Annotated in this window: 20 protein-coding genes; 18 read left to right on the forward strand and 2 right to left on the reverse strand. The window is 67.0% G+C overall.

Translation table 11 applies throughout. The annotated features are described in order from the left end of the window. The first annotated feature begins 98 nt into the window (after positions 1-98). Both rpsB and tsf read left to right on the forward strand, forming a co-directional pair. Entirely contained in the window at positions 99-905 is an 807-nt protein-coding gene (rpsB, locus tag C2U58_RS15525) for a 30S ribosomal protein S2 (protein WP_102946682.1), read from the forward strand. A gap of 125 nt (positions 906-1,030) precedes the next feature. Next, on the forward strand, positions 1,031-1,912 hold the full coding sequence (tsf, locus tag C2U58_RS15530; protein ID WP_102946683.1) for a translation elongation factor Ts: 882 nt from the start codon (positions 1,031-1,033) through the stop codon (positions 1,910-1,912). Positions 1,913-2,164: 252 nt separating this feature from the next. On the opposite strand, the gene C2U58_RS15535 is transcribed toward tsf, so the two are convergent. Then, entirely contained in the window at positions 2,165-2,860 is a 696-nt protein-coding gene (locus C2U58_RS15535) for an AIM24 family protein (protein WP_102946684.1), read from the reverse strand. Positions 2,861-3,030: 170 nt separating this feature from the next. Here C2U58_RS15535 and C2U58_RS15540 point away from each other — a divergent pair, with 170 nt between their 5' ends. The 15 genes from C2U58_RS15540 to C2U58_RS15610 all read left to right on the forward strand — a co-directional run bounded on the left by C2U58_RS15540 (position 3,031) and on the right by C2U58_RS15610 (position 21,853). Continuing rightward, complete coding sequence (locus C2U58_RS15540) at positions 3,031-4,536, forward strand: GGDEF domain-containing protein (RefSeq protein WP_102946685.1); 1,506 nt, start codon at positions 3,031-3,033, stop codon at positions 4,534-4,536. 124 nt (positions 4,537-4,660) lie between these two features. Continuing rightward, positions 4,661-5,389: a UMP kinase gene (gene pyrH / locus C2U58_RS15545; RefSeq protein ID WP_102946686.1), complete on the forward strand. Its 729-nt coding sequence runs from the start codon at positions 4,661-4,663 to the stop codon at positions 5,387-5,389. A 47-nt stretch (positions 5,390-5,436) separates the two neighbouring features. Continuing rightward, positions 5,437-5,994 (forward strand): ribosome recycling factor, encoded by a 558-nt coding sequence (gene frr, locus C2U58_RS15550; protein ID WP_102946687.1) that lies wholly within the window; start codon positions 5,437-5,439, stop codon positions 5,992-5,994. A gap of 5 nt (positions 5,995-5,999) precedes the next feature. Continuing rightward, positions 6,000-6,770: a polyprenyl diphosphate synthase gene (gene uppS, locus C2U58_RS15555; protein ID WP_102946688.1), complete on the forward strand. Its 771-nt coding sequence runs from the start codon at positions 6,000-6,002 to the stop codon at positions 6,768-6,770. After that, positions 6,767-7,591 (forward strand): phosphatidate cytidylyltransferase, encoded by an 825-nt coding sequence (locus C2U58_RS15560; protein WP_102946689.1) that lies wholly within the window; start codon positions 6,767-6,769, stop codon positions 7,589-7,591. Before uppS ends, C2U58_RS15560 begins: the two co-directional genes overlap by 4 nt. A 1-nt stretch (position 7,592) precedes the next feature. After that, entirely contained in the window at positions 7,593-8,783 is a 1,191-nt protein-coding gene (gene dxr / locus C2U58_RS15565; protein WP_102946690.1) for a 1-deoxy-D-xylulose-5-phosphate reductoisomerase, read from the forward strand. Between the two features lie 34 nt (positions 8,784-8,817). Then, positions 8,818-10,176 carry an RIP metalloprotease RseP gene (gene rseP / locus C2U58_RS15570; RefSeq protein ID WP_102946691.1) on the forward strand — a complete coding sequence of 453 codons (1,359 nt, stop codon included), beginning with the start codon at positions 8,818-8,820 and terminating at the stop codon, positions 10,174-10,176. Between the two features lie 73 nt (positions 10,177-10,249). Beyond that, a complete protein-coding gene (gene bamA, locus C2U58_RS15575) occupies positions 10,250-12,616 on the forward strand; it encodes an outer membrane protein assembly factor BamA (RefSeq protein WP_102946692.1) in 2,367 nt (788 codons plus the stop codon). Positions 12,617-12,970: 354 nt separating this feature from the next. Next, complete coding sequence (lpxD, locus tag C2U58_RS15580) at positions 12,971-13,993, forward strand: UDP-3-O-(3-hydroxymyristoyl)glucosamine N-acyltransferase (protein ID WP_102946693.1); 1,023 nt, start codon at positions 12,971-12,973, stop codon at positions 13,991-13,993. Further along, complete coding sequence (fabZ, locus tag C2U58_RS15585; RefSeq protein WP_102946694.1) at positions 13,990-14,445, forward strand: 3-hydroxyacyl-ACP dehydratase FabZ; 456 nt, start codon at positions 13,990-13,992, stop codon at positions 14,443-14,445. Before lpxD ends, fabZ begins: the two co-directional genes overlap by 4 nt. Further along, entirely contained in the window at positions 14,442-15,227 is a 786-nt protein-coding gene (gene lpxA, locus C2U58_RS15590) for an acyl-ACP--UDP-N-acetylglucosamine O-acyltransferase (RefSeq protein ID WP_070207542.1), read from the forward strand. The genes fabZ and lpxA overlap by 4 nt, the downstream gene beginning before the upstream one ends. Next, the gene (gene lpxB, locus C2U58_RS15595; RefSeq protein ID WP_102946695.1) at positions 15,224-16,405 is read left to right on the forward strand and encodes a lipid-A-disaccharide synthase; all 1,182 of its coding nucleotides are present in this window, start codon (positions 15,224-15,226) and stop codon (positions 16,403-16,405) included. The genes lpxA and lpxB overlap by 4 nt, the downstream gene beginning before the upstream one ends. Next, positions 16,402-17,046, forward strand: a complete 645-nt coding sequence (locus tag C2U58_RS15600; RefSeq protein WP_102946696.1) for a ribonuclease HII — start codon at positions 16,402-16,404, stop codon at positions 17,044-17,046. Before lpxB ends, C2U58_RS15600 begins: the two co-directional genes overlap by 4 nt. Before the next feature lie 153 nt (positions 17,047-17,199). Continuing rightward, positions 17,200-20,781: a DNA polymerase III subunit alpha gene (gene dnaE / locus C2U58_RS15605; RefSeq protein WP_102946697.1), complete on the forward strand. Its 3,582-nt coding sequence runs from the start codon at positions 17,200-17,202 to the stop codon at positions 20,779-20,781. A gap of 112 nt (positions 20,782-20,893) precedes the next feature. Next, positions 20,894-21,853 (forward strand): acetyl-CoA carboxylase carboxyltransferase subunit alpha, encoded by a 960-nt coding sequence (locus C2U58_RS15610; RefSeq protein ID WP_102946698.1) that lies wholly within the window; start codon positions 20,894-20,896, stop codon positions 21,851-21,853. 58 nt (positions 21,854-21,911) lie between these two features. On the opposite strand, the gene C2U58_RS15615 is transcribed toward C2U58_RS15610, so the two are convergent. Then, positions 21,912-22,367, reverse strand: coding sequence for a CopD family protein (locus C2U58_RS15615; RefSeq protein ID WP_102946699.1), 456 nt, complete (start codon positions 22,365-22,367; stop codon positions 21,912-21,914). A gap of 126 nt (positions 22,368-22,493) precedes the next feature. Here C2U58_RS15615 and C2U58_RS15620 point away from each other — a divergent pair, with 126 nt between their 5' ends. Continuing rightward, the gene (locus C2U58_RS15620; RefSeq protein WP_102946700.1) at positions 22,494-23,087 is read left to right on the forward strand and encodes a class I SAM-dependent methyltransferase; all 594 of its coding nucleotides are present in this window, start codon (positions 22,494-22,496) and stop codon (positions 23,085-23,087) included. The last annotated feature ends 92 nt before the right edge of the window (positions 23,088-23,179 follow it).

Consider the following 23,179-nt stretch of genomic DNA (forward strand, 5'->3'; position numbering starts at 1 on the left):
ACGGAAGCGACAGGGAAGCCAAACCCCGGAACCTCCCGCCTTGCGGCGGACCGCCCATCATTACCCGTGGCGGCCGGTTCCCTATCAGGAGTATTGCAATGCCCCAGGTCACCATGCGTCAGATGCTGGAAGCCGGCGTCCACTTCGGCCACCAGACCCGTTACTGGAACCCCAAGATGGGCCAGTACATCTTCGGCGCCCGCGGCAAGATCCACATCATCAACCTGGAAAAGACCGTTCCGCTCTTCAATGACGCGATGAACTTCATTTCCAGCATCGCGCAGAAGCGCGGCACCATCCTGTTCCTGGGCACCAAGCGCAGCGCGCGCGAGTCGATCCGCGAAGAAGCCGAGCGTTGCGGCATGCCGTTCATGAACCAGCGTTGGCTGGGCGGCACCCTGACCAACTTCCGTACCGTGAAGCAGTCGGTTGCCCGCCTGAAGGAACTGGAAGCCGGCGAAACCGACGGCACCTTCGATAAGCTGGTCAAGCACGAAGTGCTGGGCCTGCGTCGTGAGCGCGACAAGCTGGAAGCTTCGCTGGGCGGCATCAAGGACATGAACCGCCTGCCGGACGCGATCTTCGTGATCGACATCGGCCACGAAGACATCGCCATCAAGGAAGCCAAGAAGCTCGGCATTCCGGTGATCGCGGTGGTCGACACCAACTACAACCCGGAACTGGTCGATTACGCGATCCCGGGCAACGACGACGCCATCCGTGCGGTGCAGCTGTACGCCCGCGCTGCTGCCGACGCCGTGCTGGAAGGCAAGGCTGCCGCGCCGCACGCTGCGACCGTCCGTGAAGAAGACTTCGCCGACGCCGCTGCTGGCGAAGAAGCCAAGCCGGCCCGCCGCGCTCCGGCCAAGAAGGCTGCTGCCGACAAGGGCGAAGCCCAGGCCTGATCCAGGCCACGGTGGGCGCCCGGCGCCCACCGCTCCTGTCCGCTGCCGATGGCGCGGTGACAGGGTTCTGTCACACGGGCCGGCCACCATGCCGGCCCAACCCCTTTCTTTCGTGAGGAATTCCCGTGGAAATCACTGCTTCCCTGGTCAAGGAACTGCGCGAGCGCACTGGCGCCGGCATGATGGAGTGCAAGCGCGCTCTTACCGAAGCCAACGGCGACATCGACGCCGCTGCCGAGGCGATGCGCAAGTCGGGCGCTGCCAAGGCCGACAAGAAGGCTGACCGCGTGGCCGCTGAAGGCCGCCTGGGCCTGGCCCAGAAGGACGGCAAGGCCGTGCTGGTTGAAGTCAACTCGGAAACCGACTTCGTCGCCAACGACTCGAACTTCAAGTCGTTCGTGGACGCGGTGGCCAACGCCGCGCTGGAATCGGGCGCTGCCGACGTGGAGGCCCTGAAGGCCGCTGCGCTGCCGACCGGCCAGACCGTCGAAGAAGCCCGCGCCATCGCGGTGCAGACGCTGGGTGAAAACATCCAGATCCGTCGCATGGTGCAGGTCGACACCACCGGCAACATCGGTGCGTATGTGCACACCAACGGCAAGGTCGGCGTGCTGGTGGACCTGACCGGCGGTACGCCGGAACTGGCCCGCGGCCTGGCGATGCACGTTGCTGCGATGAAGCCGCCGCACAACAAGGCAGGCGACGTGCCGGCCGAGTTCGTGGAAAAGGAAAAGGAAATCGAACTGGCGAAGATGTCCGAGAAGGACAAGTCGAAGCCGGCCGACATCCTGGAAAAGATCATCAGCGGCAAGCTGAACAAGATCGTCAGCGACGTGACCCTGTACGGCCAGAGCTATGTTCTGGACGGCGACAAGACCGTCGAGCAGGTCGTCACTGCGGCCAAGGCCGACGTGGTCGGCTTCAAGCTGCTGATCGTGGGCGAAGGCATCGAGAAGGTGGTGGAAGACTACGCCGCCGAAGTGATGAAGCAGGCCGGCCTGGCCTGATCCATTGCGCCTTGTGGTACGAAAAAAGCCCGGTTCGCCGGGCTTTTTTTTGTCTGCGCGAAGGGCAGCGCCTCACTGTTACGTGCTGGGGCGGGCGGCGGGCAGCCCCGCTCCGGGACACGCCGTGAACCCATCCATGGGGGCTGCTAGAAAACATCCATGTTTTCTAGCGTCCCTCCGGGGGCTGCCCGCCGCCCGCCCCCATACATGGCCGCAATGCGGTAGGTAGTGCCGGCCGCTGGCCGGCTCCCTTTAACCCTTGGCCTGGAATGTCACTTCTTCATACGGCTGCACTACTACCCAACCTTCGCCCGCAAATTTCAATTGCAGGGTTTCGCCCGAGCCCCGGCCGACCAAGGTCCCCAAAGACATGTCGGTGACAATTTCCGGAGTGAGGGTGCCGGACCAGGCCACGGTTGCATTCGGGTCAGTGAATACCGGCCCGCCCTGGGCGCTTACCGGCAGGGTCAGCGGCTCGTAGTGGGAGGTGATGGCGACGATGCCGTGGCCGCTCAGGCGCATGTTGAACAGGCCGCCGGAGAGCATGCCGGCGACGCGGCGCATCATGGTGATCTTGGACTCGATGCCGGTCTCGAAGGCGAGCACGTCGTTGCCGTTGACGAAGATCGACTCGCCCGCCAGGCGCAGCAGGGTGACCTGCTTGCCGGCGTCGGCCAGGTAGGCACGACCCTGCCCTTCGATCTTCATCAGCTGCAGGCCTTCGCCGCTGACCATTTTCTTCAGCAGGGTGCCCAGTCCCTGTTCGAGGATGCCTTGGCGGGTGAACTTCACCGCGCCCTTGCGCGCGACCATGGAGCCTGCCTTGGCCCAGACCAGGCCGTTGACGCGGACTTCGAGCAGGTGCGGGCTTTCCAGTTCGAAGGCGTCGGCGCTGAGGTCTTTTTCGCGCGTGCTGGAAAGGAATTCGCTGAGGGTTCTCACTGCCATGTGGCTATATCCGTTCTTGTTGGAAGGCGAATGGTACCTGCGCTGTCGTAGCACTCGCCCATCCGGTGGCGAATGTGGTAACTAAGACGTCATTGGCCTGCGCAAGAGCCGGCACTCAAAACTGTGACGCACTCCATGTATTCTTGCCACATCACTTCAGTATTCCCATCATGCCTCCCGAGCTGACAGCCGTCCTGGCGCTCTGCCGCAACCTGCCCTCGCCGCCCGGTATCGCGCTGCGCATCATTGAGCTGGCGCAGGATCCGGAAACCGACATCACCACGGCCGCGGACGTGATCGCCATCGACATGGCGCTCAGTGCGCGCATGCTGCGCATCGCCAACTCGCCGCTGTATGCCAGCCGCCGCCGGATCGAGAACCTGGGCCAGGCGCTGACCATGCTGGGCCTGAACGCGACCATCAGCCTGGCGCTGGGTTTCACCGTCACCCAGAACCTGGCCGCCACCGGCCAGGGCCAGGGCCAGGACGTGCGTGCGCGGGCCTGGCGGCGCAGCATCCTGAGCGCGCTGGCGGCCAGCCTGCTGGGCCAGGCGCGCGGCCTGCGCAAGGCCGAGGAACTGATGCTGGCCGGCCTGCTGCAGGACATCGGGGTACTGGTGCTTGCCCAGAGCGAGCCGGACCGCTACCTGCCGCTGCTGCGCGAGGCGCGCGACAACGACGAACTGCTGGCGCTGGAGCGGGAACAGCTGGACTGCAACCACGCCGAGGTCGGCGCGTGGATGGCCGAACAGTGGGACCTGCCGCGCTACCTGGTCGAGGCGATCGCCCACAGCGAGGCGCCGGCCACCCCGGAGGACACCTTCCAGACCTGCGTGGCCCTGTCCGGGGCGGTCGCGGACATCTGGCTCAGTGCCGACGCCGACAGCGCGCGCGAGAAGGCGCTGCAGCAAGTCAACGAAGCCCTGCAGCTGGACAGCGCGCAGTTCGACCAGGTGCTGGCCCGGATCGGCGAAGCCCTGCCGGAGATCAGCGCGCTGTTTGAAACCACGCTGATTTCGCCGTCCCGGGTGCAGCAGCTGATCGACCATGCCCAGGAGCTGGCGACCCTGCGCAACCTGCGTGAAATGCAGGACGCCGCCCTGGCCCGGCAGCGTGCGGACGAGTTCGAGGCGCGCGCCAACCGGCTGGCCGAACAGGCCCACCGCGATGCGCTCACCGGCGTGCTCAACCGCCGCCAGCTGGAGGCGGTGCTGGAGCAGGAATTCCTGCGCGCCACCCGGCATGGCTGGCCGCTGTCGGTGGCGTTCATCGACCTGGACGATTTCAAGAAGATCAACGACGCGCACGGCCACCTGCTGGGCGACCAGGTGCTGCGGGCCTTCGCCGGCAAGCTGCAGGAACACCTGCGCAACAGCGACACCGTGGCCCGCTTCGGCGGCGAGGAGTTCATCGCGCTGCTGCCCAACACCACCGAGCCGGTAGCGCTGGAAGTGGTGCGCCGGGTGCTGGCCAGCATCGTCAACACGCCGATGGCCGAGGTGGCCAGCGGCCCGCTGTTCGTCACCTTCTCCGCCGGCGTGGCCACCCAGGGCGGGTATGAGCGTTTCGCCGATGTTCAGGACCTGTTGAAGGCCGCCGACGACGTGCTTTACCGTTCCAAGAACCTGGGGCGCAACCGCGTGATCGCGCGTTCGCCCAGCCCCACGCCGGCCTGAAGGGGGTCAGCGACCGGGCTCCGTGCGCTGTGGCGGGCCTCCGCCGCAGCGCAACAAAAATTCCACGCCGAGCGTCGCCGCTTCCAGTAGAATTCCCGCGTTTTCCACGCATCCAGAGGCCACCATGTCCAATCTCACCTATCGCCGCATCCTGCTGAAAGTTTCCGGGGAGGCGCTGATGGGAGACGAGGACTATGGCATCGACCCCAAGGTGATCAACCGCCTGGCGCGTGAAGTGATCGAAGCCCAGCAGGCCGGTGCCGAAGTGGCGCTGGTCATCGGTGGCGGCAACATCTTCCGCGGCGCCGGCCTGGCGGCCGGTGGCATGGACCGCGTGACCGGCGACCAGATGGGCATGCTGGCCACGGTGATCAACGCGCTGGCCATGCAGGACGCGCTGGAGAAGCTGGGCGCGAAGGCCCGGGTGATGAGCGCGATCAAGATCAACGACGTGTGCGAGGACTACATCCGCCGCCGCGCCATCCGCCACCTGGAAAAGGGCCGCCTGGTGATCTTCGCCGCCGGCGTCGGCAGCCCGTTCTTCACCACCGACTCCGGTGCCGCGCTGCGTGCCATCGAGATCGGCGCGGACCTGCTGCTGAAGGCCACCAAGGTCGACGGCGTGTACGACAAGGACCCCAACAAGTACAGCGATGCGGTCCGTTTCGACAGCCTGACCTACGACGAAGTGATCCGCCGTGGGCTGGAAGTGATGGACACCGCCGCCTTCGCCCTGGCCCGCGACAGCGACCTGCCGCTGCGCGTGTTCGACATGGGCCAGCCGGGCGAACTGCTGAAGATCCTGCACGGCGAGAACATCGGCACCCTGGTCCGGGGCCGCGACAACGCCTGAGAGGGGATATAATCGCCCGATTCCCAGTGACATCCAGGATTCGGGCGATGCTCAACGATATCAAGCAGGACGCGCAGACGCGCATGGCAAAGAGCATCGATGCTCTGAAGCACTCCCTCACCTCCATCCGCACCGGGCGCGCTTCGCCGTCGCTGCTGGACCGCGTTTCGGTCCGTGCCTACGGCAGCGAAGTGCCGTTGAACCAGGTCGCCTCGATCTCCGTGTCCGAAGGCATCTCGCTGGTCATCACCGTGTTCGACAAGGGCATGATCAAGGACGTCGAGAAGGCCATCTACGCCTCCGACCTGGGCCTGACCCCGAACGTCTCCGGCACCGTGATCCGCCTCAACCTGCCGCCGCCGACCGAAGAACGTCGCCGCGAGCTGGGCAAGCAGGTGCAGAAGGAAGGCGAAGGCGCCAAGATCGCCGTGCGCAACATCCGCCAGGACGCCAACAAGGCCATCGGCAACCTGCTCAAGGACAAGTCGATCAGCGAAGACGACAAGAAGCGCGGCGAAGACGACATCCAGAAGCTGACCGACAAGGCCATCAAGGACGTCGACAGTGTGGTCGCCGACAAGGAAAAGGAACTGATGCAGGTCTGAGCCCCATGTCCCAGGCCCCGACCCATCCAGCGTCCTCCGCCGTGCCCCGCCACGTTGCCATCATCATGGATGGCAACGGCCGCTGGGCGCAGAAGCGGCGCCGTCCGCGCGTGATCGGCCACCGTGCCGGCGCGCGCGCGGTCAACCGCACCATCGACTTCTGCCTGGAGCGCGGCATCGCCGCGCTCACGCTGTTCGCCTTCTCCAGTGAAAACTGGGGCCGGCCGAGCGACGAAGTCGACGCGCTGATGAAGCTGTTCCTCAATGCCCTGGACCGCGAGGTGGATGAACTCCACCGCCGCGGCGTGCGCGTGCGCTTCATCGGCGAACGCGAACGCTTCGGGGCCGGGCTGGTCAGCCGCATGCAGCTGGCCGAGCAGCGTACCGCCGGCAACACCACCCTGACCCTGAGCATCGCCGCCAGCTATGGCGGCCGCCAGGACATCGCCCGTGCCGCACGCGAACTGGCCGCCGAGGTCGCGGCCGGTCGCCTGCTGCCCGACCAGATCGACGAAGCGCTGCTCGGCAGCCGCGTCGCCCTGGCCGACCTGCCGGCGCCGGACCTGTTCATCCGCACCGGCGGCGACACCCGCGTCAGCAACTTCCTGTTGTGGCAGCTGGCCTATACCGAACTGTGGTTCACCGAGGTGCTGTGGCCCGAGTTCGACGCCGCCATCCTGCAGCAGGCGCTGGACGCCTACGCTGTGCGTGAACGCCGCTTCGGCCTGACCAGTGCCCAGATCGCCGCCCTGGCCACCGAGACCTCGACCCCATGACCAAGACCCGAGTCATCGCCGCGCTGATCATGGCGCCGCTCGCCATCGCGGCCATCCTGCTGCTGCCCACCCAGTGGCTGGCGGCCGCCGCCGCCGCCGTGTTCCTGATCGGCCTGTGGGAATGGCTGAAGCTGGCAGACGTGGAGGACACCCTGGCGCGCACCGTGCTGCTGGTGCTGAACCTGGTACTGATGGTGCTCATCGTGTGGGCCGACGCCGGCTCGATGGTGCTGTACCAGATCGCCACGCTGGTCGGCATCGGCTGGTGGCTGCTGGCCCTGCTGTGGCTGCGCTTCTTCACTTTCGGCGCCGAACCGGGCAGCCCGGCGCGCGCGCTCAAGCTGCTCGCCGGCAGCCTGGCGATCGTGCCGGCCTGGGCGTCGCTGGTGCTCATCCACGCCAGCGGCGACAACGGCCACCTGTGGCTGCTGACCGCGCTCGCAGTCGTCTGGGCGGCCGATTCGGGCGCCTACTTCGCCGGGCGCAGCCTGGGCCGGACCAAACTGGCGCCGCGGATCAGCCCGAACAAGACCTGGGAAGGCCTGGCCGGCGGCATGCTGGCAGGCCTGGCCGTGGCCCTGCTGTTCGGCTGGATCGCCGGCGTCAGTCCGGACCATGTGCTCGGCCTGGTCGTCACCGCCGTGGTCAGCGTGTTCGCCTCGGTGCTGGGCGACCTGTACGAAAGCCTGATCAAGCGCCATGCCGGCGCCAAGGACTCGGGCCATATCATCCCGGGCCACGGCGGCGTGCTGGACCGCATCGACGGCGTGCTGGCCGCGCTGCCGGTGTTCGCGCTGGGCAAGGAAATCTTCGGGTTCTGACATGCACAGCGCTTCTGCCCCCCGCCGGGTTGCCGTCTTCGGTGCCACCGGCTCGATCGGCGCGTCTGCGCTGGACGTCATCGCGCGCCACCCGGACCGCTACCGCGCCACCGTGCTCGCAGCCGGCAGCCAGGTCCAAGCGCTGCTGGCACTGTGCGTGGCGCACCGCCCGCTGCATGCGGTGATCGCCGACGAAGCCTGCTACGGCGAGCTCCGCGACGGCCTGCGCGCAGCCGGCCTGGACACCCAGGCGCATGCCGGGGCCGCCGCGCTCGACCAGCTGGCCGCCAGTGACGCCTGCGACACCCTGGTGGCCGCCATCGTCGGCGCCGCCGGGTTGTCCTCGACCCTGGCCGCGGCCGACGCCGGCAAGCGCATCCTGCTGGCCAACAAGGAATCGCTGGTGCTGGCCGGCGAGCTGCTGACCCGCCGTGCCAGCGCCGCCGGCGCCGAGATCATTCCGATCGACAGCGAACACAGCGCCATCTTCCAGTGCCTGCGCTCGCGCGACGCCAGCCTGGACCAGGCCGGCGTCCGCCGGATCCTGCTCACCGCCTCCGGTGGCCCGTTCCGCGGGCGTGGCCGGGCCGAGCTGGCCGGGGTCACCCCCGCGCAGGCCGTGGCCCACCCGAAGTGGTCGATGGGCCCGAAGATCTCGGTGGATTCGGCGACATTGATGAACAAGGGGCTGGAGGTCATCGAGGCCCACCACCTGTTCAACATCCCGGGCGAGCGCATCGAAGTGCTGGTCCACCCGCAGAGCCTGGTGCATTCGCTGGTCGAATTCGTCGACGGTTCGACCCTGGCCCAGATGGGCCTGCCGGACATGCGCACCACCCTGGCGGTCGGCCTGGGCTGGCCTGACCGCATCGAATCGGGCGTGGGCGGGCTGGACCTGCTGGCCCAGGGCCGGCTGGACTTCGAAGCGCCCGACACCGCGGCCTTCCCGTGCCTGGCGCTGGCCTGGCAGGCCATGGCCGCCGGCGGCACCGCCCCGGCCATCCTCAATGCGGCCAATGAAATCGCCGTTTCAGCGTTTCTTCAGGGGCGGATCGCTTTCCTAGCCATTCCAGGGCTGGTCGCTAACGCACTTTCAACACTGCCGGCAGCGTCCGCCGATACACTGGAGGGCCTGCTCGCCGCCGACCAGCGCGCCCGCCAGATCACCCAAGCCGCCATCGACCACGCCTGAATGCCCTTCCCGCTCCTTTCCAGCGACCTCCACCATGGGTGAATTCATCGGCTCCGTCTGGTGGATGATCGTCAGCCTTGGCGTGCTGGTGACCTTCCATGAATTCGGTCATTACTGGGTCGCGCGCCGCTGCGGGGTCAAGGTGCTGCGCTTCTCGGTCGGCTTCGGCCGCCCGCTGTGGATGCGCCGCAACCGCAACGGCACCGAGTTCGCCATCGCCGCCATTCCGCTCGGCGGCTACGTGAAGATGCTGGACGAGCGCGAGGTCGAGGTGCACCCGGCCGAACGCGGCCTGGCCTTCAACCACAAGACCGTGTGGCAGCGCATCGCCATCGTCGCGGCCGGCCCGCTGGCCAACCTGATCCTGTGCGTGGCCCTGCTCTGGGCCATGTTCGTGCTGGGCAAGCAGGACTACTCGGCCACCATCGGCCGCACCACCGGCATGGCCCAGGCCGCCGGCCTGCAGGCCGGCGACCGCGTGCTGAGCGTGGACGCGCGCAGCGTGGTCACCGCCAGCCAGGCGGCGATGGCGCTGACCACCGCCGCGATGGACCGCCACGACGCCAAGGTCGAAGTCCGGGACGCGCAGGACGAAGTACGCACCCGCACCCTGCCGCTTTCGCAGCTGCCGGCCGGGTTCGACGAACGCTGGGTGGCCTCACTGGCCGGGCTCACCTGGCAGTTCCACCTGCAGCCGGCCATGGTCGAGCAGGTCGTGCCCGACTCGGCCGCGCAGGGCGTGCTGCTGCCCGGCGACCTGATCGTGGCCGTGGACGGCGAGCGCATCGACGCAGCCGACCAGGTCTCCCCCGCAATCCAGGCGCTGGGCAAGCGCGGCGGCCCGGGCATGGTCGAGGTGCTGCGCGGCGGCGAGCGCCTGGCGCTGGAGATCACCCCGCGCCAAGGCAAGGACGGCCGTGGCCAGCCCACCTGGCAGGTCGGGGTGGGTTTCCCGCAGTCCAGCGCACCGGCCTACGACACCACCCTGCAGTACGGCCCGCTGGCCGCGATCCCCGCCGCGCTGCGCGAAACCGCGCGCGCGGCCACCGATTCGCTGGGCATGATGCGCCGCATCGTGACCGGCAATGCCTCGCTGCAGAACGTTTCCGGCCCGGTCACCATCGCCCGCGTGGCCAACCAGACCGCCCAGCGCGGGCTCGATTGGTTCCTCTGGTTCCTGGCCGTGCTCTCGCTCAGCCTGTGCATCATAAATCTGTTGCCCATCCCCATCTTGGACGGCGGGCACCTGCTGTATTACCTTATTGAGTTGGTCAAGGGCAGCCCGCTGAGCGAGCGTGCCATGGCGACCGGCCAATACATCGGCCTTGCCATGCTGGCCGGACTGATGGGACTGGCGTTCTACAACGACATCCTTGGTCTGGTCCCGCGATGAACTTTTACCCTTTTGTCGTCGTCTTATGCGCCGGCATCCCGAAACAACGTATTCGACTCCAACCGGACGTGACATGACGCGACTCCCCAATCGCCGCCTGCTTGCCCTTGCACTTGCTGCCGTCTTCGGCGCGCCTGCTCTGGCCCAGGCAGCCGAGCCCTTCACCGTCAGCGACATCCGTGTCGACGGCCTGCAGCGCATCACCTCCGGTACCGTGTTCACCTACCTGCCGGTGGAACGTGGCGAAACCCTGACCGACAACAAGGTCGGCGAGTCCATCCGTGCCCTGTACAAGACCGGCTTCTTCGAAGACGTGCAGCTGCAGCGCCAGGGCGACATCCTGGTGGTCACGGTCAAGGAACGCCCGGCGATCAACAAGCTGACCGTCACCGGCAACAAGGACATCAAGAGCGACCAGCTGTTGAAGGGCCTGAGCGACATCGGCCTGAGCGAGGGCGGCACCTTCGATCGCCTCAGCCTGGACCGCGTGACCCAGGAACTGCGCCGCCAGTACAACGACCGTGGCAAGTACAACGTCGAGATCACCCCGACGGTGAGCCCGCTGGACCGCAACCGCGTGGACATCACCATCGCGATCAAGGAAGGCAAGGCGGCCAAGATCCAGCACGTGAACCTGGTCGGCACGGAAAAGTTCGAATCCGAAGACATCCTGAAGACCTGGGAGTCCAAGGAGCACAACTGGGCCTCGTGGTACCGCCGCGATGACCAGTACTCGAAGGAAAAACTGTCCGGCGACCTGGAGAAGCTCAACTCCTGGTACCTGGACCGCGGCTACGTGGACTTCAGCATCGACTCCACCCAGGTCTCGATCAGCCCCGACAAGCGCGACATGTTCATCACCGCCGGCGTGACCGAGGGTGAGCAGTACAAGATTTCCGAGATCAAGGTCACCGGCGACACCATCCTTCCGCAGGAAGACGTGGAGCGCATGCTGATCCAGAAGGCCGGCGACACCTTCTCGCGCGCCCTGCTGGAATTCAGCTCCGACGCGATCACCAACTCGCTGTCCAACATCGGCTACGCGTTCGCCAAGGTGAACCCGATCCCGACCAGCAACCGCGCCGAGCGCACCGTGGCGATCAACATGCAGGTCGTCCCGGGTCCGCGCGTGGGCGTGCGCCGCATCGTGTTCAAGGGCAACACCCGCACCTCCGACGAAGTGCTGCGTCGCGAAATGCGCCAGTTCGAGAACACCTGGTACTCGCAGGCCGCGATCGACCGCTCCAAGATCCGCCTGCAGCGCCTGGGTTACTTCGAATCGGTCGACGTCGAAACGCCGCCGGTCACCGGCAGCAACGACCAGGTCGACGTGGTCTACAACGTCAAGGAAACCACCTCGGGCAGCTTCGTGTTCGGCCTGGGCTATTCCCAGTCGTACGGCATGACCACCTCGGTGCAGCTGTCCCAGAACAACTTCCTGGGCGGCGGCAACCGCGTGTCGGTCGAAGCCTCGCGCAGCAGCTACCTGCAGCGTTACGGCTTCTCCTACACCAACCCGTACTTCACCGACGACGGCGTCTCGCTGGGCTACAACCTGTCCTGGCGCGAACTGGACTACTCCGACTTCAACACCGCGCAGTACAACAGCACCAACGGTGCCGCGCAGGTCGTGTTCGGCGTGCCGATCACCGAGAACGACACCGTCTCGCTGATGGTGGGCATCGACAGCAACCAGATCACCACCTACCAGGGCTCCACGCCGCAGTCGATCATCGATTACATCGATGCCATCGGCCAGCGCACCTTCCATTCCTGGCGCACCGAGCTGGGCTGGGCCCGCGATACGCGTAACGACTACTTCATGCCGACCCGAGGCATGTACCAGCGCGTCGGCCTGGAAACCACCCTGCCCGGCTCCACGGTCGAGTACTACAAGCTGAACTACCAGGTCTCCAAGTACTGGCCGATCATCCCGTCGCTGGTCATCAACACCCGCGCCGAACTCGGCTATGGCGACGCCTACGGCAACGACGTCACCCGCGTCATCACCAACCCGGACGGCACCACCCGCACGGTCACCGCCTCGGGCCTGCCGTTCTTCGAGAACTTCTACGCCGGTGGTACCAACTCGGTGCGCGGCTTCGAGGACAACACCCTCGGCCCGCGTTCGGAACCGACCTTCTCGTACAGCCGCGGCCAGCCGCTCGGCGGTTCGCTGAAGACCGTCGGCTCGGTCGAAGCCTACTTCCCGCGCCTGTTCGACAGCCCCTCGGCCCGCGTCTCGGCGTTCTTCGACGTCGGCAACGTGTACAACGGCGTGGACAACTTCAAGGCCAACGAACTGCGTGCCTCGGCCGGTGTCGCCCTGCTCTGGCGCGCCCCGGTCGGCCCGATCTCGATCAGCTACGCCTTCCCGATCAAAAAGGAAGACGGCGACGAAATCGAAAGGCTCCAATTTACCTTCGGCGGTCAGTTCTGACCGACGAAGGTAAATCCCAAGGTTTGCTGCGCAAACCTTGGGGCCCGTCCTGCTTCCTATCCCCGCGCCTGTCGGCGCGCCCCCTTAACAAAAGGGGGCTGTTCCACCAGACGCAACACGAGACGCCGGGCATTGCCCGGCGTTTTTGTTTTCGGGGCCACCGAAAGACTGTCGAGGGGCCGGCGGGAGGGGGGTATGGGACCGTGAAGGCACATGGATGTGCCGCCCGAGCCTAACGGGAGATTTAAGGCGTGTCCCGTACCCCCCTCCCGCCGGCCCCAGCCAGGAGAACCGTCAGACGAAGGCTCTTCGCAGGAACATGACCGCAGTCACGCCACACGGTAAACTTCCGCCGTGAACACTCCTACCTATACCGCCCAGCAACTCGCCGAGCAGTTTGGCCTGCAGGTCCATGGTGATGGCAGCACCGCCATCCGTGGCGTGGCCACCCTTGCCCATGCCGGTCCCGGCCAGCTGACCTTCCTGGCCAACCCGCGCTACCGGACCCAGCTGGCCGACAGCCAGGCCGGCATCGTGGTGCTGCGCGCCGACGACGCCGAGGCGGCCCCCGCCACCGCGCTGATCGCCAAGGACCCCTACACCACCTTCGCCAAGATCGCCGCGCTGTTCGACATCACCCCGACCCGGCCGCCCGGCATCCACCCCAGCGCCGTCATCGACCCCGACGCCCGGATCGCCGCCAGCGCCCACATCGGCCCCTTCGTCACCATCGGCGCCCGCAGCGTTGTCGGCGAAAACTGCATCATCGGCCCCGGCAGCATCATCGGCGAAGACTGCACCCTCGACACCGGCTGCGAACTGATCGCCCGCGTCACCCTCGTCACCCGCGTCCGGATCGGCAAGCGCGTGCGCATCCATCCCGGCGCCGTGCTCGGTGCCGACGGCTTCGGCCTTGCCATGGACGCCGGCAGCTGGATCAAGGTGCCCCAGCTCGGCGGCGTGCGCATCGGCGACGACTGCGAGATCGGCGCCAACACCTGCGTCGACCGTGGCGCCCTTGAAGATACCGTGCTCGACAACGACGTCCGCCTGGACAACCTCGTCCAGATCGCCCACAACGTCCAGATCGGCGCCCACTCCGCCATCGCCGGCTGCACCGGCATTGCCGGCAGCGCCAAGATCGGCCGCTACTGCCTGCTCGGCGGCGCCGTCGGCGTCGTCGGCCACCTCGAGATCTGCGACAAGGTGGTCATCACCGGCAAATCCGTCGTGCGCAACTCCATTACCGAACCGGGCGAATACTCTTCCGGTACCCCGTTGACCGACAACCGCACGTGGCGCAAGAACGCCGCGCGCTTCAAGCAGCTCGATGCCCTGGCCCGTCGCATCCTGTCTGTAAGCAAGGAGAAGGAATGAGCCACGAACAGAAGCTGCCGGACATCACCCAGATCCAGGCGTTGATCCCGCACCGCTACCCCTTCCTGCTGGTCGACAAGGTCGTTTCCATCGACTACGAAAACCGTACCATCGTCGCCACCAAGAACGTCAGCATCAACGAACCGTTCTTCCAGGGCCACTTCCCCAGCCAGCCGATCATGCCCGGCGTGCTGATCATCGAAGCCATGGCCCAGGCCGGTGGCGTGCTGACCCAGCTCACCCTCGGCCGCGACGCACAGTCCAAGCTGTTCTACATGGTCAAGGTCGACAAGGCCCGCTTCAGCAAGCAGGTCGTCCCCGGCGACGTGCTTGAAATGCACGTCCAGATCAAGCGCGTCATCCGCAACATGGCCGTGTACGACTGCATGGCCAAGGTCGACGGCGAAGTCGTCGCCTGCGCCGAAGTCCTCTGCGCCGGCACCCGCGAATGAACGCGCCGCTCATCCACCCCACCGCGGTCATCGACCCGTCGGCGAAACTGGCGGCGGATGTGCGTGTCGGTGCGTTCTGCCTGATCGGTGCCGACGTCGAGATCGGTGAAGGCACCGAGGTCGGCCCGCACTGCTCCATCCACGGCCCGACCCGGATCGGCCGCAACAACCGCTTCATCGGCCATGTTGCCGTCGGCGGCGAACCGCAGGACAAGAAGTACGCCGGCGAACGCACCGAACTGGTGATCGGCGACGACAACGTGTTCCGCGAATTCGTCACCCTCAACCGCGGTACCGGTGGCGGCGGTGGCATCACCACCATCGGCAACGGCAACTGGATGCTCGCCTACACCCACGTCGCGCACGACTGCCACGTGGGCAACAACTGCGTGTTCTCCAACAACACCACCCTGGCCGGGCACGTCACCGTCGGCGACTACGTCATCATCAGCGGCTTCGCCGGTGCCCACCAGTTCTGCCGGATCGGTGCCCACGCCTTCCTCGGCATGGGCGCGCTCACCAATGGCGACGTGCCACCGTTCACCATGGTCGGCAGCGACTCGCTCGGCCGCCCGCGCGGCATCAACAGCGAAGGCCTCAAGCGCCGTGGGTTCGACGCCGAGCGCATCGCCAGCATCAAGCGCGCCTACCGCACCCTGTACGTGGCCGGCCTGCCGCTGGCCGAAGCCAAGGTGCAGCTCGCCGAACAGGCCGCGCACAGCCCTGACGTCAAGGACATGCTGGACTTCATCGAGCACGCCGAGAGGCCCCTGCTGCGATGACCGGCCGCCCGCTGCGGATCGCCCTGGTCGCCGGCGAAGCCTCCGGCGACCTGCTGGGCGCCGGCCTGGTGCGTGAACTGCAACAGCGTTTCCCCGATGCCGAGTTTGCCGGCATCGGTGGCGACGCCATGCGCAACGCCGGCTGCCAGACCTGGTTCGACGCCAGCGAACTGGCCGTCATGGGCCTGACCGAAGTGCTGCGCCACCTGCCGCGCCTGCTCAAGCTGCGCAAGGCCTTCCGCAGCCGCGTGCTCGAGTGGCAGCCGGACGTGTTCATCGGCATCGACGCCCCCGACTTCAACCTCGGCGTCGAGCGCTGGCTGAAGGAGCGCGGCGTGCGCACCGTGCACTACGTCAGCCCCTCGGTCTGGGCCTGGCGCGAGAAGCGCGCCGAGAAGATCGGTGCCAGCGCCGACCTGGTGCTGTGCCTGTTCCCTATGGAACCGCCGATCTACGCCCGCCACGGCATCGACGCGCGCTTCGTCGGGCATCCGATGGCTGACGATATTCCGCTGCACAACGACCGCGAAGCCGCGCGCGTCGCGCTTGGCCTGCCCGCCAACGCCAAGGTCCTGGCCGTGCTGCCCGGCAGCCGCCTGGGCGAGATCAGCAAGCTCGGCGAAGCCTTCTTCGAAGCCGCCTGGCAGGTCTCCGAACGCATTCCCGGCCTGCACGTGGTGGTGCCTGCCGCCAACCCGGCCTGCCGCCGCCTGATCACCGAACAGCTCTCGCGCTCCGCGCTGCCGGTGGCCTATTCGCACGTGCTCGACGGCGACGCACGCACCGCGATGATCGCCGCCGACGTGGTCGTACTCGCCTCCGGCACCGCCACCCTCGAAACCATGCTGGTCAAGCGCCCGATGGTGGTGGGTTACCGCGTTGCCGAACTGACCTACCGCATCGTCAAGGCGCTGGGCCTGATCAAGGTCGACCGCTTCGCCCTGCCCAACATTCTGGCCGGCAAGGACCTCGCCCCCGAGCTGATCCAGCACGACTGCGTGCCGGACAAGCTCGCCGATGCCATCCAGCAGTGGTTCGACCACCCGCAGCGCGCCCTGGACCTCCAGCCGACCTACGAACAGCTGCACCTGCAGCTGCGCCAGGACGCCTCCGCGCGCGCCGCCGACGCCGTCGCCGAACTGCTCACGCGCGGCCCCGCCCCCGGCACCCCGGCATGAGCCGGCGCCACGCCGCTGCGGCCTCGCTGGCGCTGTTCGACGGCGCCGCCCTGGCCACCGTCGCCCCGCGCTACGTAGCCGGCGTCGACGAAGCCGGGCGTGGCCCGCTGGCCGGCCCGGTGGCCGTGGCCGCCGTGGTGTTCTGCCCGGACCGCCCGCGCCTGAACGGCCTGGACGACTCCAAGCAGCTCACCGCGCTGCGCCGCGACCAGCTGTTCGACCGGATCCAGCAGCGCGCCCTGGCCTTCCACGTAGTGATGGTGGAGGTCCACGAGATCGACACCCTCAACATCTTCCAGGCCACCATGCTGGGCATGCGCCGCGCCGTTGAGGCGGTGTCGCACGTGGCCCAGTTCGCCCGCATCGACGGCAACAAGGTGCCCAAGGGCCTGCCCTGCCCGGCCGAGGCCCTGATCGGCGGCGACGCCCTCGACCGCGCCATCATGGCCGCCTCGATCCTGGCCAAGGTCAGCCGCGACCGTTACATGCTGCAGCTGCATGAACAGCATCCCGAATACGGCTTCGACCAGCACAAGGGCTACGGCACCCCGGCCCACCTGGCCGCGCTGCGCGCGCATGGGCCGTGTGCCCACCACCGGCAAAGCTTCGCGCCGGTAAGGGACTGCACCGCAGCACCGTAGTGCCGGCCGCTGGCCGGCTCCTCGGAGTAGCCGGCAGCAAGGGGAGCCGGCCAGCGGCCGGCACTACGCGGCCCGCCTTAACCCCGTGCCCTGTCAAGCCTTGTTACACCTGCGCCGCACCGCTACCCTGACCGGGCATTACATTGGCCCGGCATGACCACTTCCCGTTTCGTACATCTCCACGTCCACACCGAATTTTCGCTGGCGGATTCGACCATCCGTGTCCCGGCGAAACCGGATCAGGCTGACCCGAAAAAGGCCAAGCAGGCCAACCTGCTCAGCCGCGCGGTCGAACTGAACCTGCCGGCCCTGGCCGTGACCGACCTGAACAACCTGTTCGCGCTGGTCAAGTTCTACAAGGCCGCCGAAACCGTGGGCATCAAGCCCATCGCCGGCGCCGACATCATGATCGCCGAAGAGGGCATGACGCCCTGGCGCATGACCCTGCTCTGCCGTGACCGCGAAGGCTACCTCAGCCTCTCGCGCCTGCTGACCCGCGCCTGGATGGAAGGCCACCGCCCCGAAGGCGGCGTTGCCGTGCATCCGGACTGGCTCAAGGCCGGTTGCCACAACCTGTTTGCCCTGGCCGGCCGCGACAGCCTGGCCGGGCGCCTGGCCGGCGACGGTCGCCACGACCTGGCCGAACAGCAGCTGGCCGACTGGCAGCGCGTGTTCGGCGACGGCCTGCACCTGGAACTGACCCGCACAGGGCGCGACGGTGAAGAAGCCTTCAACCAGTTCGCGCTGATGGCCGCCGGCCAGCGCGGCCTGCCGGTGGTCGCGACCAATGACGTGCGCTTCCTGCGTCCGGACGACTTCAGCGCCCACGAAGCGCGCGTCTGCATTTCCTCCGGCCGCGTGCTGGACGATCCCAAGCGCCCGCGCGACTACAGCGAACAGCAGTACCTGAAGTCGCCCGAGGAAATGTGCGCGCTGTTCGCCGACATTCCCGACGCGATCGACAACACGCTGGCGCTGGCGCAGCGCTGCAACATGGAAATGCGGCTGGGCACCTACTTCCTGCCCGACTACCCGGTGCCCGACAACGAAACGCTGGACAGCTGGATCTGCAGCGAATCGCGCAAGGGCCTGGAAGCGCGCCTGGAAAAGAACCCGCTGGCCGCCGGCAAGACACGCGAAGACTACTTCGAGCGGCTCGAGTTCGAACTCGCCACCATCATCAAGATGGGCTTCCCCGGCTACTTCCTGATCGTGGCCGACTTCATCCAGTGGGGCAAGAACCAGGGCATTCCGATCGGTCCCGGGCGTGGTTCCGGTGCCGGCTCGCTGGTGGCCTGGGCGCTGCAGATCACCGACCTCGACCCGATTCCGTACAACCTGCTGTTCGAGCGGTTCCTCAACCCCGAACGCGTGTCGATGCCCGACTTCGACATCGACTTCTGCATGGACCGCCGCGACGAGGTCATCGACTACGTTGCGCGCAAGTATGGGCGCGAGCGGGTCAGCCAGATCATCACCTACGGCACCATGGCCGCCAAGGCCGTGGTGCGCGACTCCGGGCGCGTGCTCGGTTTCCCGTATGGCCTGGTCGACGGCGTCTCCAAGCTGATCCCCAACATCCTGGGCATCTCGCTCAAGGACGCCATGGGCGAAGGCAAGGATTCGGAAATGGCGTCGCCGGAGCTGATCCAGCGCTACCAGAACGAAGACGACGTGCGCGACCTGATCGACCTGGCGCGCCAGCTCGAAGACCTCACCCGCAACGCCGGCAAGCACGCCGGCGGCGTGGTGATCGCGCCCGAGCCGCTGGCCGAGTTCTGCCCACTGTTCGCCGAACACGACGAAGGCGGCCGCGGTCGCAACCCGGTCACCCAGTTCGACAAGAACGACGTCGAAGAAATCGGCCTGGTGAAGTTCGACTTCCTGGGCCTGCGCACGCTCACGATCATCGACTGGGCGGTCAAGGCGATCAACAAGCGGCATGCGCGCGCCGGCATCCCGCCGGTGGACATCACCGCCATTCCGCTCGACGACGCGCCGACCTACAAGGACATCTTCGCCAACGGCAATACCGGCGCGGTGTTCCAGTTCGAATCCTCGGGCATGCGCCGCCTGCTGAAGGACGCGCGCCCCGACCGCTTCGAAGACCTGATCGCGCTGGTGTCGCTGTACCGACCCGGCCCGATGGACCTGATTCCCTCCTTCAACGCGCGTAAGCACGGCCAGGAAGAAATCATCTATCCCGACCCGCGCACCGAAGCGATCCTGAAGGACACCTACGGCATCATGGTGTACCAGGAGCAGGTGATGCAGATGGCGCAGATCGTGGGCGATTACTCGCTCGGCGGCGCCGACCTGCTGCGCCGCGCGATGGGCAAGAAGGTGCCGGCGGAAATGGCCAAGCACCGCGAGATCTTCCGCGAGGGTGCGGCCAAGGGCGGCGTGGAAGGGCCGAAGGCCGACGAAATCTTCGACCTGATGGAGAAGTTCGCCGGCTACGGCTTCAACAAGTCGCACGCCGCCGCGTATGCGCTGGTCAGTTACCAGACCGCCTGGTTGAAGCGGCATTATCCGGCCGAATTCATGGCGGCCACGCTGTCCTCGGACATGGACAACACCGACAAGGTGGTCGGCTTCCTGGCCGAGGTCCGCAACCTCGGCCTGACCGTGCTGCCGCCGCGCGTGAACGAGTCGGCGTACATGTTCGAAGCCTCCAGCGCCGACACCATCCAGTACGGCCTGGGTGCGATCAAGGGCGTCGGCCAGGGTGCGTGCGAAGCCGTGGTCGACGAGCGCGTGGCGAAGGGCCGTTACGAATCGCTGCTCGATTTCTGCATGCGCATCGAGTCGGGCAAGCTCAACCGGCGAACGCTGGAAGCGATGATCAACTGCGGCGCGCTCGACGGCCTCGGCAAGAACCGCGCCTCGCTGATGCTGCAGCTGCCCGAAGTGCTCAAGGCCACCGACCAGATGTCGCGCGAGAAGGCCTCCGGGCAGAACTCGCTGTTCGGCGCGCCCGACCCGGTCAGCACCGCGCTGCAGCTGGACCTGCCGGAAGCCAGGGAGTGGGCGCTGGGCCAGCTGCTGGACGGCGAACGCGAAACGCTCGGCTTCTACCTCAGCGGCCATCCGTTCGACCCACATGCCGACGACGTCAAGGAACTGGTCGGCACCGACCTGGGCATGCTGGAAAAACTGATTCCCCCGGCCCGGCCGGGCAAGGACGGCGAGAAGCGCGCCTGGCGCCAGGAAACCCCGGTGATCCTGGCGGGCCTGGTGGTCGGCGTGCGCCGCAAGGGCGAAAGCCAGATCTTCATGCAGCTCGAGGACGGCAAGGGCCGGGTCGAGTGCAGCGCCTTCACCGACGGCCTGGCCGAGTTCGGCCACCTGATGACCAAGGACCGCATCCTGGTGGTCAAGGGCGGCCTGCGCGAGGACGAGTTCAACGGCGGCTACGCGCTGCGCATCCGCCAGTGCTGGGACTTCGAGGAAATCTGCGCCAACTACGCCACGCGCCTGTCGCTGCGCCTGGACCTGCGCCAGGGCGAGCCGGTCTGGAGCCGGGTCAATGCCCTGCTCGACCGCCACCGCCCCGGCCGCACGCCCCTGCGCCTGGACCTGCTGCTCGGCTCCGAACAGGGCCCGGTGGCCGGCATGCTGGACGTGGCCGGCGACGTCGCCGTGCGCGTGGACAGCCAGCTGGTGGACGCCCTGCGGGCCGACCCGGCGGTGCGCACACTGAAGGTACGTTACAGTCCGCCGTGGGCCACGTAGAGCCGGGCTCTGCCCGGCTTGGCTCTGCCCGGCCGCATCACCAGACGACCCCGTACGGGGCATTTCGACGCATTCGGCTACACTTTCCCTCTTTACTTCACGACGGCTTCCGATGAATCCGAACTACCTCGACTTCGAGCAACCCATCGCTGATCTGGAGGCAAAGATCCAGGAGCTGCGCAGCGCAAGCGCCGGCCCGGCGGTCAATGTCGAGGCCGAAGTGCGCACCCTGCAGGACAAGCTGCGCCTGCGCACCGCCCAGATCTTCCGCAACCTGACCTCGTGGCAGGTGCTGCAGCTGGCCCGGCATCCGTCGCGCCCGTACACCGCCGACTACATCCGCATCATCTGCGATGAGTTCCAGGAGCTGGCCGGCGACCGCGCCTTCGCCGACGACAAGGCGATCATCGGCGGCCTGGCCCGCGTGGGTGGCCGTTCGGTGATGCTGATCGGCCACCAGAAGGGCCGCGACACCAAGGAAAAGATCAAGCGCAACTTCGGCATGCCCAAGCCGGAGGGCTACCGCAAGGCGCTGCGCCTGATGAAGATGGCCGAGCGTTTCGGCCTGCCGGTGCTGACCCTGATCGACACCGCCGGTGCCTGGCCGGGCATCGACGCCGAATCGCGCAACCAGTCCGAGGCGATCGCGCGCAACCTGATGGAAATGGCCGAGCTGAAGGTACCGGTGATCTGCACGGTGATCGGTGAAGGCGGTTCCGGCGGCGCGCTGGCGCTGGGCGTGGGCGACCGCACCCTGATGCTGGAATACAGCGTGTATTCGACGATCAGCCCGGAAGGCTGCGCCTCGATCCTGTGGAAGGACGCGGGCAAGGCCAAGGACGCTGCAGAGCAGCTGGGTTTGACTGCCCCGCGCCTGAAGAGCCTGGGCCTGGTCGACAAGGTCGTGCGCGAGCCGACCGGCGGTGCGCATCGTAATCCTGCCCAGATGGCCAAGCGTTTGAAGGCGGTGCTGCTCAATGAGCTGGACGCGCTGGAAGCGCTGACCACCGAAGACCTGCTGCAGAAGCGCTATGAGCGGCTGCGCAGCTATGGGGCTTACGAAGCGGCGTGATCCGCCGTTGTTTCGAGCATTGAAAAACCGGGCCTTGCGCCCGGTTTTTTATTGCGCCTCAGAACGGCTTGGCCAACACCAACCACACCACCCCGACAAACAGCACCAACGGCAACTCATTGAACCAGCGCAGCGCGCGCGAAGACGGCAGCACCTTCCCCTTCACCGCGCCCTTCAACAAGCGCCCGGTCCAGCTGAAATACACCAGCAGCAGCACCACCAGCCCCAGCTTGGCGTGCAGCCACCCCGCCGCGCCCGGCGCGACCATGGTGGGGAAATCCGGAATCACCTTGTAACCCAGCCACAGCACCAGCCCCAGGATCAGCGCGAAGCCGAACATCATGTGGCCGAACCGGTACAGGCGCAGGCCCATCAGCTGCAGACGCTCGATCACCGGCAGCTGGCCCGCGGTCTCGCTCAGGTTGACCAGGATCCGCGGCAGGTAGAAGACCGACGCCATCCACGCCACCACGAACACCAGGTGGAAGGTCTTGACCCAGTAGTAGGACTGCATGCGCTTGCTCCGGCGGCTGGCTTGGGATGTCGTTCATTCTGGCCGATTCCCCGCGCACGCGCATGCGCGACGGTTTGACGCAGCGCGGTACCATGGCCTCCGTTTCCGTTCCGGCCCACTGCTTCCATGTCCAAGACCTACGACCAGGCCTATTTCAAGCGCTGGTACCAGCCCGACCAGACCGGCGGCGCCGCGCGCCTGGCGCGCAAGGTCGCGTTGGCCGTGGCCAGTGCCGAGTACTACCTGGAACGGCCGATCCGCAGCGTGCTGGACATCGGCGCCGGCGAAGGCGCCTGGCGCGCGCCGCTGCTCAAGCTGCGCCCGCGCGTGCAGTACATGGGCTTCGACAGCAGCGCGTATGCGGTGCAGCGCTACGGGCGCAGCCGCAACCTGCATCCGGCAACGGTGGGCGACTTCGCCTGGCTGCGGCCCTGCGCGCCGGTAGACCTGCTGGTCTGCGCCGACGTGATGCACTACGTGCCCAGCCGCGAGCTGCGCCCAGCGCTGGCCGGCTTCGCCGAGCTCACCGCCGGCGTGGCCTTCCTGGAGGCGTTCACCGCCGAGGACGAGTTCGAGGGCGACCACGAGGGGTTCCAGGCGCGGCCGGCGGCCTGGTACCGGCGCAATCTGAAGGCCGAGGGGTTTACCGCGCTGGGCTCGCATTGCTGGCTGTCGCCGGCATTGGCGGGCCACGCCGCTGCCCTCGAGCGTGCCGGTTGATCCCACCGGTCGCATACCCAAATGCGACTGACGCCTATTAAGGCGCTTCTGCCCCGGTTGCTATATGCTGCGCGGCAACATAAGACCATACA

The organism is Stenotrophomonas sp. VV52 (assembly GCF_002893095.1).
Taxonomy (GTDB): domain Bacteria; phylum Pseudomonadota; class Gammaproteobacteria; order Xanthomonadales; family Xanthomonadaceae; genus Stenotrophomonas; species Stenotrophomonas aracearum.